Below are 19911 nucleotides of genomic sequence, written 5' to 3' on the forward strand. Positions count from 1 at the left end.
CCTTTGGAGGGCTAATAATAAACCACCAGTTGAACTGGTGGTTGCTAACTTAGAAGAGGAAATAGATTTACGGAGCAATCAATGCGCTTGATGCTGAAAAAATATACGAAACTGGTGGGAATTGAAAGGAATATAACGCCACATATGTTTAGACATACATACGCAACGCTTCTAATGAAGAATGATATAAACCAGAAAGCGGTAGCCGCTGCGCTGGGGCATTCAAAATCAATCATTACGGTGGACACTTATACGGATATACAGGCGATTATTGCAGATTGTGTTCAGGAGATTGTTATAGTAGAAGATGAAAGCGTAACAGCAGAAGATGATGCAGAGCAGGAAAGCAAAGAGGAAGCTGCGCCGGTAATCATTGTGTACGATTATTCGGATGTGACAGAGATGGATGATATTGCAGAATGGTATTTGGAGGAAGAGGTAGCTTAGGCTATCTCTTCTTTTTGGAGAAATAAGTTTATATATTTTTAGAAATGTTAAATGATTATAGTGGTCTGATAACAGGTCAAAAAATGAAAATACTGTGTGCATTGTTTTTTTGCAGCAAGTTGGTTATAATGTTATTAAGAATAATTAGGAAAGGTGGGGCAGACGGATGGAAAAATTGCAGGATATAGAATTGAAAAAGATATTGACGGAATTGGCAGATATGTTACAGAAAGTATATCAAGAAAAACTGAAAGCAGTAATTTTATATGGGTCTGTTGCACGTGGAACAGCTACCGATGAGTCGGATATAGATATTATGGTTCTTGTGGATGGAACTGATCAGGAATTAAGGATGTTTGAAGATAAACTGAGCGATGTTTCAACGGATATTTCGATAAAGTATTTTAAGGTTTTTTCAATTATTGATGTCAGTTACCAAGAATATATGACGTGGATGACAATTTCTCCATTTTATAGAAATGTGTCCGAGGAAGGAGTGGTTCTGTATGCAGCTTGATGTAAAAACTCTTTCAGAATATCGCTTCGCTCGTGCCAAAGAAGATATGGAAGCGGCTGTAAGCAATCACCGGTCAGGATTTTATAAGGTTGCGATAAACAGATCATATTATGCAATCTTTCACGCGATTAGGGCGGTAAATATTCTGGGAGGCTTTGATGCTTCGAAGCATAGTTCTGTAATTGCTCATTTTAATCAGGTTTATGTGCATGGAGGAAAGTTCGATAGGGGTACATATAAACTGATAGACAGTGCATACCGCATTAGAGAAAAATGTGACTACTCAGATTTCTTTATTGCATCAAAAGAGGACTCGGAAAATCAGATTTGCAATGCAAAAGAATTTCTTAATAGAGTAGAGAACTTTTTGCAGGCAGAAGGAAAAAATGAAATGTTATAGAGATAGAGAACCGTTTGCTTTTCACGCAGGCGGTTTTTTATTTTGTTAAAAACATAGTAGTAATTATAGATTGGTCTTGTGTTTATATTTCTTTTTTGCTACAATGAGAAAAGAACAGATGTTCGCAAGCAAGAATTGAATATTTATACAATCAGATGCATAAGCTGACAAAGAAAATTTAGGATTGTACCTTTATAATTATGTTGTTTTGTGCTATTCTGTTTTGAAGAATGACTGGGCGTTATGGTAAGTGACGCCCAGTCAAAAAAAATATTTTTAGTGACTTTATTCGTGTAATTGCCATTTTGACTAAAAAAAATAAAGGCCATTACACGAATTTTGACCTCAAATTACACGAATTTTCTGGTTGATACTAGTCGTATCGGGAGGTATTGAAGTGGAAAACGAACAGAAAAAGTTTAAATTAGTGTCAGATTATCAGCCGACCGGAGACCAGCCGCAGGCAATCGAAACCCTTGTCAAAGGGTTCCGGGAAGGCAACCAATGCCAGACTTTACTAGGGGTTACGGGCTCTGGCAAGACTTTTACGATGGCGAATGTGATCCAGCAGTTGAACAAGCCGACTTTGATTATTGCGCACAATAAGACGTTGGCGGCGCAGCTTTACGGAGAATTCAAAGAATATTTCCCGGAAAACAGCGTCGAATACTTTGTCTCCTACTACGACTACTACCAGCCGGAGGCTTACGTGCCGTCTTCGGATACGTATATTGCGAAGGACTCTGCGCGGAACGATGAGATTGATAAGCTGCGGCTTTCCGCGACTTCTGCACTGAGTGAGCGGAACGATGTCATTGTGGTTTCCAGTGTTTCGTGTATCTATGGAATCGGAAGCCCGAAGGACTACATGGAGATGATTATTTCGCTCCGCCCGGGAATGGAAAAGGACCGGGACGATGTGATCCGGCAGTTGATTGATATTCAGTATGACCGGAATGATATGGATTTCCACCGCGGTACGTTCCGCGTGCGCGGTGATGTATTGGAGATTTTTCCGGCGGAGGAGACGGACAAGGCGGTGCGCGTCGAGTTCTTCGGGGATGAGATTGACCGTCTGGTGCAGATCGATACGCTGACGGGTGAAATCTTATGTGAACTGAACCACATCGCAATCTTTCCTGCCTCCCACTACGTTGTGCCGATGGACACGATCCTGAAAGCAACAGGCGAGATTGAAAAGGATATGGAAGAGCAGGTGAAGTTCTTCAAGCACGAGGGAAAACTGATCGAGGCCCAGCGCATCGAGGAGCGGACCAATTTTGATATTGAGATGCTCAAAGAAACCGGCATCTGTTCCGGCATCGAAAACTATTCGCGTTACCTCTCCGGATTAAAGCCAGGCGAGCCGCCCTACACACTGATGGACTATTTCGGAGATGATTTCCTCATCATCGTGGATGAGTCGCATAAGACTGTTCCGCAGATCCGCAGCATGTATGCCGGCGACCAGTCGCGGAAATCGACGCTGGTGGACTATGGATTCCGTCTGCCGTCCGCAAAAGACAACCGCCCGTTGAACTTCGGCGAGTTCGAGGACCGGATCGATCAGATCCTCTTCGTATCTGCCACGCCGGGCGACTACGAGGCAGACCACGAGCTGCTGCGCGCCGAACAGATCATCCGCCCGACCGGCCTTCTCGACCCGGATGTCGAGGTGCGCCCGGTGGAGGGACAGATCGACGATCTGATTTCGGAAGTAAAGAAAGAAACTGAAAAACACAACAAAGTTCTCGTGACGACGCTGACGAAGCGTATGGCAGAGGATCTGACCGACTATATGAAAGAGGCCGGCATCCGCGTGCGCTACCTGCACTCCGATATCGACACCCTGGAACGGACCGAGATCATCCGTGATATGCGTCTCGATGTCTTCGATGTGCTCGTCGGCATCAACCTTCTGCGTGAGGGTCTCGACATCCCGGAAATCACACTCGTGGCGATCCTGGATGCCGATAAAGAAGGTTTCCTGCGTTCCGAAACCTCCCTGATCCAGACCATCGGCCGTGCCGCACGAAACAGCGAGGGCCATGTTATCATGTACGCCGATGTGATGACCGATTCCATGCGCCTCGCAATCGACGAGACGAAGCGCCGCCGTGCCCTGCAGGAAGCCTACAACAAAGAACACGGCATCACTCCGACCACCATCAAAAAAGCCGTCCGCGATCTCATCAGCATTTCGAAAGAAGTGGCAAAGACAGAAGAAAAGATGGAAAAAGACCAGGAGTCCATGAGCCGCGAAGAACTGGAAAAACTGATCGGCCAGGTACAGAAACAGATGAAAGCCGCTGCCGCCGAACTCAACTTCGAAATGGCCGCCGAGCTGCGTGACAAAATGATCACACTGAAGAAGAGCCTGGATGACATGGAAGAATAAAAAATCAGAAATAAAAAAGAAGAAAAGAGCATGAAAAAAAGCGTGCCGGAAAAGCGACAGAAAACTTTCCGGCACGCTTTTTTGCGTCCGATTTTGATTCCTTCTTGTTCAGAATTGACGCAAAATAAGAATACCATTATAATATAAAATACGACCAAACGGTCGTATCAAAACGAAAAACACAAAAATAAAAAAGACAACAATAAAAAAATTAATCGCCGAATTTTCTCTTTTTACTGGAGACACTCAGCAGATAGTCGACCGAGCAGTCATAGAACCGTGCAAGCCGGATCACATAGTCGATCGGGATGTCGCGGATTCCTTTTTCGTAGCGGGAATAGACGTCGCGGTTGCATTCGAGCAGGGCAGAAATCTCTTTGATGGTGAGATCCTGATCGATCCGCATATCTTCAATTCTCTGGTATTTCATACGTTGTACCATCCTTTCAGATTCAAACCCATACTACCAAACGGTTGGATGGACAAAGTTAAATCAGATCATATGGTCGCAAATTGGAGAATGGGGCGGGAGAGAGAAACGGCGGGTGAAGACAGCCTGTGCAGAAAACAGAAAAATATGTACGGCAGAAATGGGGGAACGAATGGGAAAAGCAGAAAGAATAGAAATAGAAGATTTTGTCCAGAATATAGTGGAACGGATGGAGACGCCGGAAGCGTTTGAAAAAATGATCAGCCGGGAGGAAGAATGCGAAGCGCAGGGGCGGGAGAGCCGTCTGAGGGATGTGCTGAAGAAAGAATGGCCGGTGGACGAAAAGGGAGAGCGCATCTATCAGATCACTAATATATATGAAGAAAAAGCAGAAGAACTCCTCATTGTAGAACTGTATACCGGCATCCACCTGGAAAACGGAGTCCAGTGCGGGCATTTTACGCTGTATCTCTGCGGGGAGCCGGACGGATGGAAACTCAGCGAAACGCGGATGATGGAATATCTGCAGAATCTGTAAACGAAAAAGCAAAACAGGGAGGACAGGGAGAAGAAAAACTGTCCTCCTGCTTTTGCTGCGGCGGAGACACCGGAAAGTCAGGATCCATACGGCCGCTTCTCATCGCTGATGCCGACCAGATAATCCAGACTGACCTGATACAGCTCCGCCAGACGGATGGCAATGGAGATCGGCAGCTGCCGGACGCCTTTTTCATATCGGGTATACACATCGCGGTTGCAGCCGAGATAGTCGGCAACCTGGCGGATCGTCAGATCGCGGTCCGTGCGCAGATCCTCCAGTCTCTGATATTTCATGATTCATCACCTCTGAGAAAATGCTACTAAATGGTCGTATCGAAATGGCAGAATCCTACCATACGGCTATAGCGCCTTTGAAACAGTAGAATGCAATAAAAAAGAAAAGTCAGATTCCTTTTCAGAAAGAAAACGGTTTATACTTTTTTCACAATTTCTTCATAGAAAAACCGGGAAAAGGTGTTGACAAACAAAAGGCAGAGTGCTATCTTAAGAGCATAGATGTTAGCACTCCACTGAAACGAGTGCTAACAGGACTATACAACAGGAAGGAGCTTATCTTAGTGGATACAGAATTGGATGAAAGAAAAAGAAAAATATTAAAAGCGATCATCCAGACGTATCTGGAAACGGGCGAGCCGGTCGGCTCAAGAACGATTTCCAAATACACGGATTTGAATTTAAGCTCCGCCACAATCCGGAATGAAATGTCCGATCTGGAAGAGATGGGTTACATCTTACAGCCCCACACTTCCGCAGGACGCATTCCTTCCGATAAAGGCTACCGCCTCTATGTAGATGAGCTGATGCGGGAAAAAGAACAGGAAGTTGCAGACATCAAAAACATGGTCATTGAAAAAACAGACCGAATGGAAAAAGTTCTGCAGCAGGTTGTCAAAGTCCTCGCTTCATCTACCAACTATGCAACGTTGATTACAGGACCGGAATATCACAGAAATAAAGTGAAATTCATCCAGCTCTCAAAAGTCAATGAAGAGCAGCTCCTGGCCGTCATCGTCGTAGAAGGCAACCTGGTGAAAAACCAGATGATCGACCTCGACGAGACCATCAACGATGAACAGATATTAAAGCTGAACCTGCTTCTGAACACACAGCTCAATGGCCTGACCATTGAAGAAATCAATCTTGGCATGATTAAGAAAATGAAAGAGCAGGCAGGCATCCACTCCGGCATCATCAGCAAAGTGGTCGATACCGTAGCGGAAGCCATCGCAGTCAGCGAAGAAGATGTGCCGGTGTACACCAGCGGCGCAACCAACATTTTCAAGTACCCTGAGCTTTCCGACAGCAGCAAAGCCAGCCAGCTGATCTCCACATTCGAGGAACGGCAGAAACTGGTCGATATGATCAAAGGAGCTGCCGAGGAGCAGGACGGAGAGGAAAATACCGGTATTCAGGTATACATCGGAAATGAATCTTCGATGGAACCCTTACGGGACTGCAGCGTGGTCACCACCACATACGATATGGGAAACGGTATGCGCGGAACAATCGGCATCGTGGGACCAAAGCGGATGGATTACGAAAATGTGGTAGATAACCTGAAAACATTAAAAGTTCAACTGGACGCCGTCTTCAAAAAGCCGGACACAGGTGAGTAGAAAGGTGGAATGATCAGTGAGCGAAGAAAATAGAAAGAAAGAGGAAACCATGGAAGAACCTACACGCGAGATGGAAAAAGAAACCGGAGCAGAGACCGATCTGCCGGAAACCGAACCGGCTGCGGAGCAGGAAGAAGCAAAGAAAGCAGCAGAGGCAAAAGAAGCGGAAGCTGCAGAAGAAACTGCTGAGGATGGCAAAGAACGAAAGTTCTTCAAAAAGAAAAAAGATAAAAAAGATGAGAAAATCGAAGAGCTGACTGACCGCCTGACCCGTCAGATGGCAGAGTTCGATAACTTCCGCAAACGCACCGAAAAAGAAAAAGCAAATATGTATGCCATTGGAGCAAAAGACATCATCGAGAAGATTCTTCCGGTTGTTGACAGCTTCGAGCGCGGACTTGCAACGGTGGAAAACCCGGAGGAAGATCCGTTCGCAGACGGCATGAATAAAGTATACAAACAGTTTACCACAGCACTCGATGAACTCGGTGTAACCGTGATCGAGGCCGTTGGAAAGGAATTCGATCCGAACCTGCACAACGCGGTGATGCATGTGGAGGATGAGGAAGCCGGCGAGAACATCGTCGTAGAAGAGTTCCTGAAGGGCTACATGTACAAAGGTTCCGTAGTCCGTCACAGTATGGTCAAGGTGGCTAATTAAGCCTTGAAGATAAATAAATAGAAATTAAACCATTTTTTAGCATAATTCATTGAGGAGGAAACAACAATGGGCAAAATTATTGGTATTGACTTAGGAACAACAAACAGCTGTGTAGCCGTTATGGAAGGTGGAAAACCAACCGTTATCGCAAACGCAGAGGGTGAAAGAACAACTCCATCTATCGTAGCATTCACAAAAACAGGTGACCGTCTGGTCGGCGAGCCGGCAAAACGTCAGGCTGTAACAAACGCAGACAGAACCATCCGTTCTATCAAACGTGAGATGGGTACTGACTATAAAGTAGACATCGAAGGAAAGAAATACTCTCCGCAGGAGATCTCCGCTATGATTCTTCAGAAACTGAAAGGTGATGCAGAGAACTACCTTGGTGAGAAAGTAACAGAAGCAGTTATCACAGTTCCGGCTTACTTCAATGACGCACAGCGTCAGGCAACCAAAGATGCCGGTAAAATCGCAGGTCTTGATGTAAAACGTATCATCAACGAGCCTACCGCAGCAGCTCTGGCATACGGACTGGACAACGAAAATGAGCAGAAGATCATGGTATACGACCTTGGCGGCGGTACTTTCGATGTTTCCATCATCGAGATCGGTGACGGCGTTATCGAAGTTCTTTCCACAGCAGGAAACAACCGTCTGGGCGGCGATGACTTCGACCAGAAAGTAACAGATTATATCCTTGCTGAGTTCAAGAAACAGGAAGGCGTAGATCTTTCCAATGATAAAATGGCTCTGCAGAGAATCAGAGAAGCAGCAGAGAAAGCAAAGAAAGAGCTTTCCAGCGCAACTACAACCAACATCAACCTGCCGTTCATCACTGCAACCGCAGATGGCCCGAAACATCTCGATATGAACCTGACAAAGGCTAAATTCGATGAGCTGACCCACGACCTGGTAGAGAAAACCGCAGAGCCGGTACAGAGAGCACTTTCTGATGCAGGCCTTCAGGCATCCGAGCTTTCCAAAGTCCTTCTGGTAGGCGGATCTACCCGTATCCCGGCTGTACAGGATAAAGTAAGACAGCTGACCGGACACGAGCCGAGCAAGAGCCTGAACCCGGATGAGTGCGTAGCACTTGGTGCTTCCGTACAGGGTGGTAAACTTGCAGGAGACGCCGGCGCAGGCGATATCCTTCTTCTGGATGTAACTCCGCTGTCTCTGTCCATCGAGACCATGGGAGGTATTGCAACTCGTCTGATCGAGCGTAACACCACAATCCCGACCAAGAAGAGCCAGATCTTCTCAACAGCAGCAGATAACCAGACAGCAGTAGATATCAACGTAGTACAGGGTGAGCGTCAGTTCGCGAAAGACAACAAATCCCTCGGCCAGTTCCGTCTGGATGGAATTCCGCCAGCAAGAAGAGGCGTTCCGCAGATCGAGGTTACCTTTGATATCGATGCCAACGGTATCGTAAATGTATCTGCAAAAGACCTGGGAACAGGAAAAGAGCAGCACATCACCATCACCGCAGGCTCTAACATGTCCGACAGCGAGATCGACAAAGCAGTCAAAGAAGCTGCTGAGTTCGAGGCTCAGGATAAGAAACGAAAAGAAGCAATCGACGCAAGAAACGATGCAGACTCCATGGTATTCCAGACCGAGAAAGCAATCGAGGAAGTCGGCGACAAGCTTGATGCAAACGACAAAACAGCAGTAGAAGCTGACCTGAACGCACTGAAAGATCTCATTGCAAAATGCAATCCGGAAGAGATGACCGATGCACAGGTAGCTGATCTGAAAGCAGCTCAGGAAAAACTGATGACAAGCGCTCAGAAACTGTTTGCAAAACTGTATGAGCAGCAGGGCGGAGCAGCAGGCGCTGGTGCTGGAGCAGCAGGTGCAGGCCCGGATATGGGAAATGCCGGAGCAGCAGGCGGCCATGACGACGATGTCGTAGACGCTGACTACAAAGAGGTTTAATTTTCGGCATGTCACACTCCGTGAAAATACCGACTGTGAGTTGAAACAATAAGTAAATAAACGCAAAAAGCCCTGTGAGGCGAATGTTTGCAGGGGACGGAAAATACATTCCGCCCCCTGTATTTATGCTGGTATTGCTTTCGGAAAAGTGCTATACTGGAGCGTGCGGAAAAACATTTCTGCAAAGATGAAATTTGTGGAACAGAAATGAAAAGGTGAACATAAATGGCAGAAAAAAGAGATTATTACGAGGTCCTCGGCGTAGACCGCGGAGCGGACGATGCAACATTAAAAAAAGCATACCGTAAACTGGCCAAGAAATACCATCCGGATATGAACCCGGGCGACAAAGAGGCCGAGGCAAAATTTAAAGAGGCGACAGAAGCCTATGGCGTGCTGAGTGATCCGGACAAACGGCGTCAGTACGATCAGTTTGGCCACGCTGCATTTGAAAACGGCGGTGGCGGCGCAGGAGCCGGCGGATTCGGCGGCTTCGACTTTGGCGGCGGAGATATGGGTGATATCTTCGGCGATATTTTCGGCGACCTGTTCGGTGGCGGCGGAAGCAGAAGAAGAGCAAACAATGGACCGATGAAGGGAGCAAACCTCCGCGCTGTTGTCCACATTACGTTTGAGGAAGCTGTTTTCGGATGCCAGAAAGAGCTCGAGATCAACCTGAAGGATACCTGTACAACGTGCCACGGAACCGGCGCAAAACCAGGAACTTCACCGGAGACATGCTCCAAATGTAACGGAACTGGTCAGATTACGTACACACAGCAGACCATGTTCGGTTCTGTGAGAAACGTGACGACCTGTCCGGATTGTAACGGAACCGGAAAGATCATTCGCGATAAATGTACCGCATGCCACGGCACGGGCTATACATCCAGCAGAAAACGCATTCAGGTCAACATTCCGGCTGGAATCGACGATGGACAGAGCATCCGGATCCGTGAAAAAGGTGAGCCGGGTGTAAACGGCGGACCGAGAGGAGATTTGCTTGTCGAGGTTCAGGTAACCCGTCATCCGATCTTCCAGAGACAGGATATGAACATCTTCTCTACCGCACCGATTACATTTGCGCAGGCAGCGCTCGGCGGTGATGTGAAGATCAGCACCGTTGACGGAGACGTTCTCTATACTGTAAAACCGGGAACTCAGACCGATACCAAGATCCGTCTGAAAGGAAAAGGCGTTCCATCTCTCCGGAACAGCAATGTACGCGGCGATCACTATGTAACACTTGTTGTTCAGACACCGACCAGGCTGAACGAAAAAGCAAAAGAAGCCCTTCGTGCCTTTGATGAAGCTTGCGGAAACCGTCAGGTGCCAGAAGCAAAAGTAGCCGATGGTGAGAATACCGCAGAACAGCCGAAGAAGAAAAAAGGGTTTATGGATAAGGTGAAGGAAGCGTTTGAGGATATTGATAAATAAAAAATCTATCTGTTTTTGTTCTCATTCGGACAAAATTTCTCACAGACTTGAGCATGTAGAATATGAAAAGTCTTTTCCAACACGCTCTAATATGAAAGAAATAGAAAATATGAGATAAATGAAAAGAAGAACCTGCAGGAGAAACAGGTTCTTCTTTTTTGACAAAATTTAAAAATACAGAATATTCAGAAAATTACAAATATTGATCTAAATCAAGAGAATGATGAGATGTGAAAAACTGTTCATGATATAATTAACAAAATTGCATAGGAATAAAAAAGATTGATGTTATGTAATGTAAAATAAAAAGGCAGAAAGGAAATAGAGCGGTTGGAAAATGAAAATATAGAAAAACAGGAGTTCTTCAAAACTTATTTAGGTATCAAAAATAAAAATGTGCTGAGCAGTCTGGAACAAATGGCGTATGTCTGGAAGGTGAAAGATAAGGAAGTTATCATTCGAGAAGGGGAACCGCTGCCATGCGTTCCTTTTCTGGTATCGGGCATTGTAAAAGGGTATTGTGAAAGCAAGGGAGATGGAAAAGAGCATGTTTCCTGCTTTGGTTATTTAAAAGGAGACATTGTTGTAGGAATTTCCAATTTATCCGTAAATGTGAAATCACTTTTGACGATAGAATCAATCAGTTCGTGTACCATGCTGTGCGTCCCGATACCAGAATTGTTGAAGTTGATTGAGCAATCGCCGGAAATGATGCGTTTATATAACCGTGCACTCAGCCTTGCATATAAAAAGCTAATTGAACATGAGGATATTGTTACAAACCACAGGGCAAAGGAACGATATCAATATTTTGTTGATACCTATCGGGATCTGGTAGACGTTGTGAGTAAGAAAGATATCGCTTCCTATCTGCATTTATCGCCGGAGAGTCTGAGCCGTGTCCTGAAAAGCTATAAGGAAGAAAAATAGAAAAACGAATCGAAAAGTGGTGCGCGCTGAGCGGAAAAATTTAATCAAATCAAGGAAATCCCTGTTTTCATTGAGGAAAGCAATAAGCAGTGAGGCGGGGAATTGCGTGAATCAGGAGGGGAAAGCCCCTTATAAGAGAGAAGACGGCAGATCTAAAAAAAGCAGATTATAAAGTACAAAAAAGAAATGGAAGGGGAAGAAAAATGGCATTTTTAGATGGAGTAAAAGGAAAAATTTCAAAAGCAGGATATTCAACTATGCAAAAAGCAAAGGATTTGTCGGAGATTACGAAACTGAATATGGCGGTTTCTGAATCGGAGACGAAAATCAATGAAATCTACAGTGAAATAGGATATAAAGTTTACTGTGCATATCGGGAAAATCCGCTGGAAGAAGTCAAAGAGGAAATTGGCCAGATCCGGGAGCTGGAAGAGGCTATGGAAGCATGCAAACTGCAGATCCAGGCAATCAATGCAATGAACAGCTGCCCGCGCTGCGGTGCAAAAATCAAACCGGAAATGATGTTCTGCAGCAGCTGTGGAATGAAACTGCAGAGTGAAGAACAGGAAACGGTGGAAGAAGAACAGGAACGGCCGGCTTTTTGCAGTGAATGCGGAGCACCGCTGGAACCGGATATGAAATTCTGTACGGTTTGTGGACATAAAGTTGACGAGTAAAATCGAGAGCGTGTTTGAAAAAGCAAAGCACAAAAGAGAAGATCAAATCAGACAGCAAAAAGATAAATGATCCAAAATAGGGAGGTGGATTTTGGATTATTTATTGCAAAGAAAAAAGATTTGTGGATAAAAAGGGACAGGAGAGGAAAACAAGTATGAAAAAATGCCCGGTATGTGGAAAAGAGTGGTCAGATGCGACAAGATTTTGCGGAAGCTGTGGAGCAAAACTGGAGGATGGAAATATTGTAGTGCCAGATATAGTGCCGGATGATGGGAAAGAGGAGCAGAGAAAAAAAACAGAGCCGGTCAAACCGAGTGTGAAAAAAACGATAGAACCTGTCAGACCGAAAACGAGGGAAACAGCAGAAAATAAAAAGATAGCAGAAGAAAAAGAAGAAGAAAAAAACACAGCTGAACGTAAAAGAGCAGAATACAATAAATCGGACGCCGTGCTGCCGGTAAAACGCAGAAAAAAAGGATGGAAAATTGCGACAGCACTTGGCCTGACTGCAATAGTGGCAGTCGGAGCAGTAGTTTTCTGTGTGAAGTCCGGGGAAAACATGGAACACCCATTTGTAGAATTATATGGGGACAGTTATGAAATTCTCACGAAAGAAAAACTGGGACATACCATAACCATTACAGACAATGGGCTGGACTGGTGAGAAGAGATCCCTATTACCTATTGTGGAAAGCAGAGTAGCAGTGTCCTTACAAAGTAAGAGAGTGCAAAAAATCTGGAAAATTATATTAGGACTCTATTCAGAAGTAAAGATACGATGAGAGAAAAAGGAGTAGAGAATATATGAAAAAAGCAGGAAGCCGAATTTTGATCATTACTTTTGGAATTATGGCGGCTATAGCAATTTTATATCCATGGAAGTTTGTTCCGGAATATGGAATACTCCAGATGACGGAATCAGGGGAAAAAGCTGGAAAAACAGCGGAAAGCCAGGAGTCCGATGAGGAATATATGCAGGTGGCAGATCGTGCAGTCGAAGCATTATTTACAGGAGATACCGATACGCTTCTGAGCCTGTTGCCGGAGCGGTATTTTGGCCAATATGGGGAAACGTTACAGTGGATCATAGAAAATGCAGTGGAAGAGGAACTTCAGAAACTGCAAGATGAAGTTGGGGATATACAAATTACCCATTGGCCAGTCAGATCAGAAAAACAGTCCGAAGGCAACATGGAAAAAATAAAAAGTCATTATGGAGAAGAAGGAGATACGGTCACCGATGCAAGAAATGTGTTTGTGGAAGTGAGTGCATCCGGCATAGAACCGGAAGAAATGGAGATAGCGGTTGTTGAAATTGACGGAAAATGGTATCTCGACTTTGAGGGTTGGGACGATGAATCGGAAGAAAACTATGACGACGAAGACGAAGAAGATGATGATGATACATGGTCGGATGATGAAGACGATATAAGTTCAAATGCGGAGACGTCTCATACATTGGAAAATATGAAATTTTCTGATGCAAGAGAATTTCAGGATGGACTTGCCTTTGTAAGAATTCACGGAAAGGGGGAATCTTACAAAGGCTTTCTGGATAAAAAGGGAAAGTTAAAGTTTTATATACCTTTTGATGAAGATGCAATTGATGCAGATATTTATCGGTACGATGTGAGTTTTAATAATGGTTATAACTGGTTCGTCTATGACAATATTTTTTATGTGATTGACACGGATGGAATGATAAAAAGCCAGTATGATGCAGACAAAGTGGCAGATTACGGCGGTGGTTATACCTGGCTGGAGGAGGAAGAAAATGTATCCTGGGATGATGCCGGGTTTTGGAAATATACACTGTATAGTCCGGAAGGGGGTGAAGTGTGTGATTATACAGTCAGCAATCAGGACCTGGAAAATCTGAGCTTTAAAAGATCCTACATGGGTGATGGAAAATTTCTGTATAAAAAAATGGACGGTACGAAAGAAGTCTGTGTTCTGGTTGAGCCGGAACTGGGAAAAGAAACAGAGTTAAACGTTTCGTTTGACAAAGCAGAAGAACATGGAATGCGGGACGGACTTATCATAGAAACGGGCGCAATGGACGATGGATATTGGGCAGGGGATGAAAATCCGTTTCATATTACAGTGATCGGGAATGGAGAAGAAAAAGAAATTGAAATCCCGAGTCAGTATCTTGGCCCGTTTGGCGGATATCCGACTCTGCTCGACTGGACAAAAAAATATGCACTTTTTACGGTAAGACAGGACGACCAGGACATTTATTTTTTGTGTGATCTGGAGACAGGCGATATCAAAAAATATACAGGAAAGTATGCGCCGTATTTTAAATATTATTCCACTACAACAAGCTGCATCGAGGATAATGTTCTTGCACTTTCCATGTATGGGGAAGATAATCAGTTTTATGTCTGCCTGATCAATGCGGATACCATGAAAGAAATTGCCGATCCGATTGCCGGAGAATCTTTTTCCATGGAAGATAAGACATTACTGATCGATCAGAAAGAATTGTATGATTTAAGCGGGAATCTGTTATATACCGTTGAGGATGGAAAAAAAGGAGAACGGGTCAGTGATGGAATCCTGCAGGTAACATACAGCGAGGAAGAAAAAGAGACTGTGGATGGTGAGTCGGAATATGTCGAGGTAGATAAGACAGATTATTACGATCTGAAAGGCAAAAAGTTATTTTCGGAAATGGATACAGCAGATAGCAAAATGGTGCTGGAACCATCCGAAGAAGTATAAAAATAGAGCAGAACAGGAGAATTTTCAGATGAAAACAAAAGCAAAATACGTCATTGTAATTCTGTTTTTATGTACGATACCACTATATTTCTGCAGAATGATCGGCTGGAAAGATGATGCCATCCGGCTTTACGATGTGATTCTCTATGGAATGGAAAGCCAGGAAGGAGACTCTTTTGTCGGAGGGATGATCTGGAAACTGATGCAGGAAAGTGTCTTTGAAAATATCAACGCATGGCTGATTGGAACAGCGGCAGTAACGCTTGTGGGATCAGTTCTGGTTACGCTGTTAAATGGAAAAAAGACCTATGTTCTGGCAATTGTATTATCCATCGTGACAAACGGAGGTCTTGCGTGGTCAATGCAACGACTCAGCTGGGGATGGAAAAACAAGGTTGATTATAACGGCCAGATGACAGGAATGCCGCTTCGCATGGAATTTGTGTGGGTGTGGATAGCACTTCATGTTCTGATTCTTATATTTGCACTGTGGGGAATGGTTTCTAAAGAGAAAAGTGCTTCAAAGAAAAGTATTTCAAGAAAAATTGAGCCGGAAAAAATCAAATCAAAAAAAACGGAATCGAAAAAAATCAAGCCGGAAGAAACCGTATCAAAGAACCCGGCAGCTTCGAAGATGCGGTCAGCGTGTCCCTCCTGCGGAAGAATTCCGAAAGAAGGAGAAAAGTTTTGTACGCGCTGCGGATCAAAACTGCAATAAGAGGAGCAGAAAATGAAAAAGGAAATCAAATGTCCCAGGTGCAGACGCAGGATTCAGAAAGAAGATGCCTATTGCCAGTACTGTGGCTGCCATGTGGCGGAAGAAAAAAAGAAGAAGAGAAAAAAGAAAATTCGAAGATTTCTGGTACTTGTCATTGTGATTGTGCTGTTTTTAGGTATCCTGCTTGCCATTGCAGTTGGATCACAGAAGAAGCAAATACAGGGATGGAAAGAAAGACAACTGGAAGAATGGAAACAAAAACAGGAAAAAGTGCAGGCAGATGAAGGTGACCAAAGCCAAAAACAGAACAAGAATCAGAATGGAGAACAGTCGCAGGATAGTCAGGATGTGAAAGAGCCAGGCACAATGAAAAAATGTGCCAATGGGGATACGGTTTATCAGCCGTCGGTAAGTACCGTTTCTTATGATGAAGATACCGGCCTGTTGTACTACGAAAATCTGCTGATTGTTTATCTGATAGAAAACAGCAGCCAGGAAGAGCGGGAAGCACTTGCAGCAAAGGTAGATGGAACGCTGGTTGGAAATATGAGCGGAAGCATGAACGTGATTGAAATCCTGGTGGAGGACACCGCGTATGCGGATCTGGAACAGAAGGCTGAAATTCTGATGGAAGAAGAAAATGTGCTCTACAGTTCGACGGAAATTCCGATGATGATGGAAAATACTGCAGATGAGAATCCATGGGAGGCAGGAGAACAGGATAAAAAGAATAATGACCATAATGAAAGCAAACCAGATGGAAATGACTGGTGGGCAGAGGCAATTGGAGCATTTTCTGCATGGGACTATGTTGATTCCCACGAGCAGGATCTTGCCAATGTGGCGGTCGGCATTATGGATGATGGAGTTGATGCGGAACACGAAGAATTTCAGAAAAACGGCGAAAGTAAAATTCACTGGCTGGAAGATTACAAAGAAAATCTGGCATTTGACCATGGCACACATGTGACGGGATTGATCGGTGCGGAAAATAATCAGGCCGGAATCCGTGGTGTGGCAGATCGGACGGATTTGTATTTTGTGAGCTGGTGGAAAGAAGATCTCTTCAGTACAGGAGAATATGTAAATGTAACAAAACAGATGATTGAAACGATGCTAAGTGAACATACGGCCTGCGTGGTGAATAATTCATGGGCAACTGTGATACAATCCAGAGAGCAGTATTTAAAAGATACGCTAATCGGGGAAAGACCGGTATGGGAAGAAAAAATAGCGGAGTTTCTCATAGAAAAAGGGAAGATTGATCAGAAATATGAGTTGTACGAAAGTTATCAAAAGGAATTAGAAACGAGCGCAAAATGCACTTCCAGTCAGATGATAGTGATGCTTTTTGAATTGCTTTTAAATCAACAGGAAAGATTTTTAATTGTCCAGAGTGCAGGCAATGGGTATGATAACGGTGGTGTGGGATTTGATGCTCAAAAGACAGGAGATTATTGCGGAATTAATGAGGAGGTTTATAACAGACTGGATGGAGAAACGCATAGATTAAGCAGAAGCGGATACTCCTATGAGAAAATTCGAAATCATATCCTGATTGTAGGTGCAGTGCAGGAAACAGAAAAGGGATATCAAATGACAGAATTTTCAAATTATGGTTCCAATATAGATATTGTTGCACCTGGATATGATGTTTACAGCACGATTACAGAAAAAGATGATTCCTATACCGAAGAAAATCCAGGCCATAAAAATCTTAGAACAGTGAAAAACGGGATTAAATATGGAAATCTGTCTGGAACATCCGTGGCGGCCCCACTGGTTTCCGGTTCTGCGGCTGTTCTGTGGTCTGTGGCTCCGGAACTTTCGGCGGAGGAGGTAAAAGAGACACTGATCTCCACAGCCGGAACCGCAAGATCAACCTGTCAGGAGGACAAGCGGGAAGAGTATCCGATGCTGAATCTGAAAGCTGCCCTGGAAAAGGTGGCAAAAAAAGATGCAACACATGTAATACTGGAAACCTTTTATAATAACGGAGAAAAAACGCATGACCTGTTTGCTTCAGAAGAAAATCGGGATCAGGAGTATGCTGTGATTACCGGATTGGATCAGGATGAAAATGTAGTATGGACCATTGAGACAGAAAAATCTCCGGCAGCGGAGATAACAGCCAATACAGAAATTGGAATTTATGAAGACAGGTATTATTATGCGCATTGTGGAGTTATTTATGCCGTACGCCTCCGGGACGGAAAAGAAATCTGGCACAGTGCATCATCACATGGTTCCATGACAGGAACGGATTTCGGACCGGACGGAACACTTTATTACTGCTCTTTCTATGGACCGGATTTTGGCGCAATTGATAAAGACGGAAATGAATTGTATGAAGTAGAAAGTTTCTATCCGGGATACTATTGGGCATATGAAGTACATTACGAAGGTGATCATGTTGATGTGAAAATGGACGGTACACCGTCCGGAGAAGAAACGGTGATCCGTGTCAATCTTTCTGACTATTCTTATTCTGTGGTACAGGAGTAGAAAACATGATTCCAGGCATAAACCCAAGGATAGACTGAAACATGAGTCTAGGCATAAGCACGGGATAGGACAAAACATAAGATAAAGTATAATGGGATGCCGCAGTTCGGGAAAAAATCCGGATTGCGGCATTTTTTTGCTGTCATGCACACGAACAAAAGATCCAAGGGGAGCTTTTTAGTGAAAAAAGAGTGAATTTGCACACAGGAAGTCCGAAATTTGATATAATATGAGAAATTTGAGGGAGATAAAAATTTTTTAACCGAATCATCGCTAACTACAGATATCCATTCGATGAACAGGAAAGGGACAGGGGACTTTATTTATGAAATTTCGACCATGTATTGATATCCACAATGGAAAAGTAAAACAGATTGTTGGGGGATCCTTAAAAGATCAGGGAAACCAGGCAAATGAAAATTTTGTTTCGGAGCAGGATGCGTCTTACTATGCGCAGTTATATAAAGAAAAAGGGATCACCGGAGGTCATGTGATTCTTCTGAACAAAAAAGATTCCGAATATTATCCGGAAACAAAGCGGCAGGCGCTGCTGGCACTTTCTACGTATCCGGGCGGACTGCAGGTTGGCGGCGGTATCGACGCGGAAAATGCCTGCGAATTTCTGACGGCCGGTGCAAGCCATGTGATCGTGACATCGTATGTGTTCCGGGATGGCCATGTATTCTATGAAAATCTCGAAAAACTGGTAACGACTGTTGGAAAACAGCGGCTGACCATGGACTTAAGCTGCCGGAAACGAAACGGGAAATATTATATTGTAACGGACCGCTGGCAAAAGTTTACAGAGGAAGAAGTAACGGAACCGCTCCTGCATCATCTGACGGAATACTGTGATGAATTTCTGATCCACGCGGTAGATGTCGAAGGAAAAGCATCCGGTATCGAGACAGAACTGGTGGAATTACTTGCGAAAATGAAAGATTTCCCTGTTACATATGCCGGCGGCGTCGGAAACTTTGCGGATCTGGAACTGCTGAAAAAGGTTGGGAACGATTATGTGGATGTGACGATCGGAAGCGCACTGGATCTGTTTGGCGGAAACATGAAATTTGAAGACGTACTGGAAATGTGCAGAAGGTAAGGAAAAAGATAACAAGCAAAGAAAATAACATGACAGGATAAAGTGTGTTTGATTTCCTCATATAGATGCGAGAAAAAATGGACGGAAAGAAAGAATCACAAAAATTGCAGGAAAAAACTCTAAAATATTCATGAATTTTCTAAATACTATTGCAAATAAAGACAACTATTGCTATAATTAGAGTTACTTACAGGGGAAGTGAAAAACCTGTAAAATTTGAGAGCAAAGGGGTTGGGCATAATGAAAATTACCATCAGCGGAAAAAATATTGACGTGACAGAGGGATTAAAAGCCGCGGTCAATGAAAAACTTGGCAAACTGGAGAAATATTTTACGCCTGACACAAATGTCATTGTAACCTTAAGCGTAGAGAAAGAAAGACAGAAAATTGAGGTTACCATTCCGGTAAAAGGAAATATCATCCGTTCCGAGCAGGTAAGCAACGATATGTACGTATCCATCGATCTGGTAGAGGAAGTCATCGAACGCCAGCTTCGCAAATACAAAAACAAAATTGCCGACAAACAGCAGGAAGCAGGAAACTTCCAGAAAGAATATCTGGAGCATGACTATCTGGAGGACGAAGACATCCAGATCATCCGTACGAAAAAATTCGGCATGAAACCAATGTATCCGGAAGATGCCTGCGTACAGATGGAACTTCTTGGACACACCTTCTTTGTATTCCGCAATGCAGAGACCGACGAAGTAAACGTCGTTTACAAGAGAAAGAACAACACCTACGGTCTGATCGAGCCGGAGTGCTGAAAAGTAAATAAAGAATGAACAGTCACCCTGTTTCCAGCTTAGAAAAGCTGTGAAACAGGGTGATTTTTTCGC

The 19911-nt window shown here is 44.1% G+C and carries 18 protein-coding genes and 1 pseudogene; 17 read left to right on the forward strand and 2 right to left on the reverse strand.

Annotation, left to right across the window (positions count from 1 at the left end; translation table 11 throughout):
- Window positions 1-63: 63 nt before the first annotated feature.
- From DW769_RS12770 to uvrB, 4 genes and pseudogenes are all read left to right on the forward strand, one after another.
- A pseudogene (locus DW769_RS12770) lies at window positions 64-447 on the forward strand (tyrosine-type recombinase/integrase); the annotation flags it as partial.
- Window positions 448-613: 166 nt separating this feature from the next.
- Window positions 614-964, forward strand: coding sequence for a nucleotidyltransferase domain-containing protein (locus DW769_RS12775; protein WP_055265120.1), 351 nt, complete (start codon window positions 614-616; stop codon window positions 962-964).
- Window positions 954-1364, forward strand: coding sequence for a HEPN domain-containing protein (locus DW769_RS12780; protein WP_055265118.1), 411 nt, complete (start codon window positions 954-956; stop codon window positions 1362-1364). Before DW769_RS12775 ends, DW769_RS12780 begins: the two co-directional genes overlap by 11 nt.
- A gap of 397 nt (window positions 1365-1761) precedes the next feature.
- Window positions 1762-3762, forward strand: a complete 2001-nt coding sequence (gene uvrB / locus DW769_RS12785; protein WP_118750454.1) for an excinuclease ABC subunit UvrB — start codon at window positions 1762-1764, stop codon at window positions 3760-3762.
- 211 nt (window positions 3763-3973) lie between these two features.
- Here the strand turns inward: uvrB and DW769_RS12790 are convergent, their stop codons facing one another.
- A complete protein-coding gene (locus tag DW769_RS12790; protein WP_055228291.1) occupies window positions 3974-4192 on the reverse strand; it encodes a helix-turn-helix domain-containing protein in 219 nt (72 codons plus the stop codon).
- 172 nt (window positions 4193-4364) lie between these two features.
- Here DW769_RS12790 and DW769_RS12795 point away from each other — a divergent pair, with 172 nt between their 5' ends.
- Complete coding sequence (locus tag DW769_RS12795) at window positions 4365-4730, forward strand: hypothetical protein (protein WP_147398861.1); 366 nt, start codon at window positions 4365-4367, stop codon at window positions 4728-4730.
- 77 nt (window positions 4731-4807) lie between these two features.
- Here DW769_RS12795 and DW769_RS12800 read toward each other — a convergent pair whose 3' ends face one another.
- Window positions 4808-5026, reverse strand: coding sequence for a helix-turn-helix domain-containing protein (locus tag DW769_RS12800; protein ID WP_117509604.1), 219 nt, complete (start codon window positions 5024-5026; stop codon window positions 4808-4810).
- 284 nt (window positions 5027-5310) lie between these two features.
- Between DW769_RS12800 and hrcA the strand changes: the two genes are divergently transcribed.
- The 12 genes from hrcA to hpf all read left to right on the forward strand — a co-directional run bounded on the left by hrcA (window position 5311) and on the right by hpf (window position 19839).
- Window positions 5311-6369 carry a heat-inducible transcriptional repressor HrcA gene (hrcA, locus tag DW769_RS12805; RefSeq protein WP_022461073.1) on the forward strand — a complete coding sequence of 353 codons (1059 nt, stop codon included), beginning with the start codon at window positions 5311-5313 and terminating at the stop codon, window positions 6367-6369.
- A gap of 49 nt (window positions 6370-6418) precedes the next feature.
- Entirely contained in the window at window positions 6419-7030 is a 612-nt protein-coding gene (gene grpE, locus DW769_RS12810; protein ID WP_055218747.1) for a nucleotide exchange factor GrpE, read from the forward strand.
- Between the two features lie 66 nt (window positions 7031-7096).
- The gene (gene dnaK, locus DW769_RS12815; protein WP_055218405.1) at window positions 7097-8974 is read left to right on the forward strand and encodes a molecular chaperone DnaK; all 1878 of its coding nucleotides are present in this window, start codon (window positions 7097-7099) and stop codon (window positions 8972-8974) included.
- Window positions 8975-9199: 225 nt separating this feature from the next.
- Complete coding sequence (dnaJ, locus tag DW769_RS12820) at window positions 9200-10411, forward strand: molecular chaperone DnaJ (protein WP_118750456.1); 1212 nt, start codon at window positions 9200-9202, stop codon at window positions 10409-10411.
- Between the two features lie 330 nt (window positions 10412-10741).
- On the forward strand, window positions 10742-11341 hold the full coding sequence (locus DW769_RS12825) for a Crp/Fnr family transcriptional regulator (protein ID WP_118750457.1): 600 nt from the start codon (window positions 10742-10744) through the stop codon (window positions 11339-11341).
- Between the two features lie 203 nt (window positions 11342-11544).
- Entirely contained in the window at window positions 11545-12018 is a 474-nt protein-coding gene (locus tag DW769_RS12830) for a zinc ribbon domain-containing protein (protein WP_055228296.1), read from the forward strand.
- A gap of 155 nt (window positions 12019-12173) precedes the next feature.
- Window positions 12174-12683 carry a zinc-ribbon domain-containing protein gene (locus tag DW769_RS12835; protein WP_117801385.1) on the forward strand — a complete coding sequence of 170 codons (510 nt, stop codon included), beginning with the start codon at window positions 12174-12176 and terminating at the stop codon, window positions 12681-12683.
- 140 nt (window positions 12684-12823) lie between these two features.
- Window positions 12824-14746, forward strand: a complete 1923-nt coding sequence (locus DW769_RS12840) for a hypothetical protein (protein WP_118750458.1) — start codon at window positions 12824-12826, stop codon at window positions 14744-14746.
- A gap of 28 nt (window positions 14747-14774) precedes the next feature.
- Window positions 14775-15464: a zinc ribbon domain-containing protein gene (locus DW769_RS12845; RefSeq protein ID WP_055228299.1), complete on the forward strand. Its 690-nt coding sequence runs from the start codon at window positions 14775-14777 to the stop codon at window positions 15462-15464.
- A gap of 12 nt (window positions 15465-15476) precedes the next feature.
- Window positions 15477-17969: a S8 family serine peptidase gene (locus DW769_RS12850; RefSeq protein ID WP_118750459.1), complete on the forward strand. Its 2493-nt coding sequence runs from the start codon at window positions 15477-15479 to the stop codon at window positions 17967-17969.
- Between the two features lie 325 nt (window positions 17970-18294).
- Entirely contained in the window at window positions 18295-19071 is a 777-nt protein-coding gene (hisA, locus tag DW769_RS12855) for a phosphoribosylformimino-5-aminoimidazole carboxamide ribotide isomerase (protein WP_118750460.1), read from the forward strand.
- 240 nt (window positions 19072-19311) lie between these two features.
- A complete protein-coding gene (hpf, locus tag DW769_RS12860) occupies window positions 19312-19839 on the forward strand; it encodes a ribosome hibernation-promoting factor, HPF/YfiA family (protein WP_055218411.1) in 528 nt (175 codons plus the stop codon).
- The last annotated feature ends 72 nt before the right edge of the window (window positions 19840-19911 follow it).

The organism is Blautia sp. AM29-29 (genome assembly GCF_003480555.1).
Lineage (GTDB): Bacteria > Bacillota > Clostridia > Lachnospirales > Lachnospiraceae > Fusicatenibacter > Fusicatenibacter saccharivorans.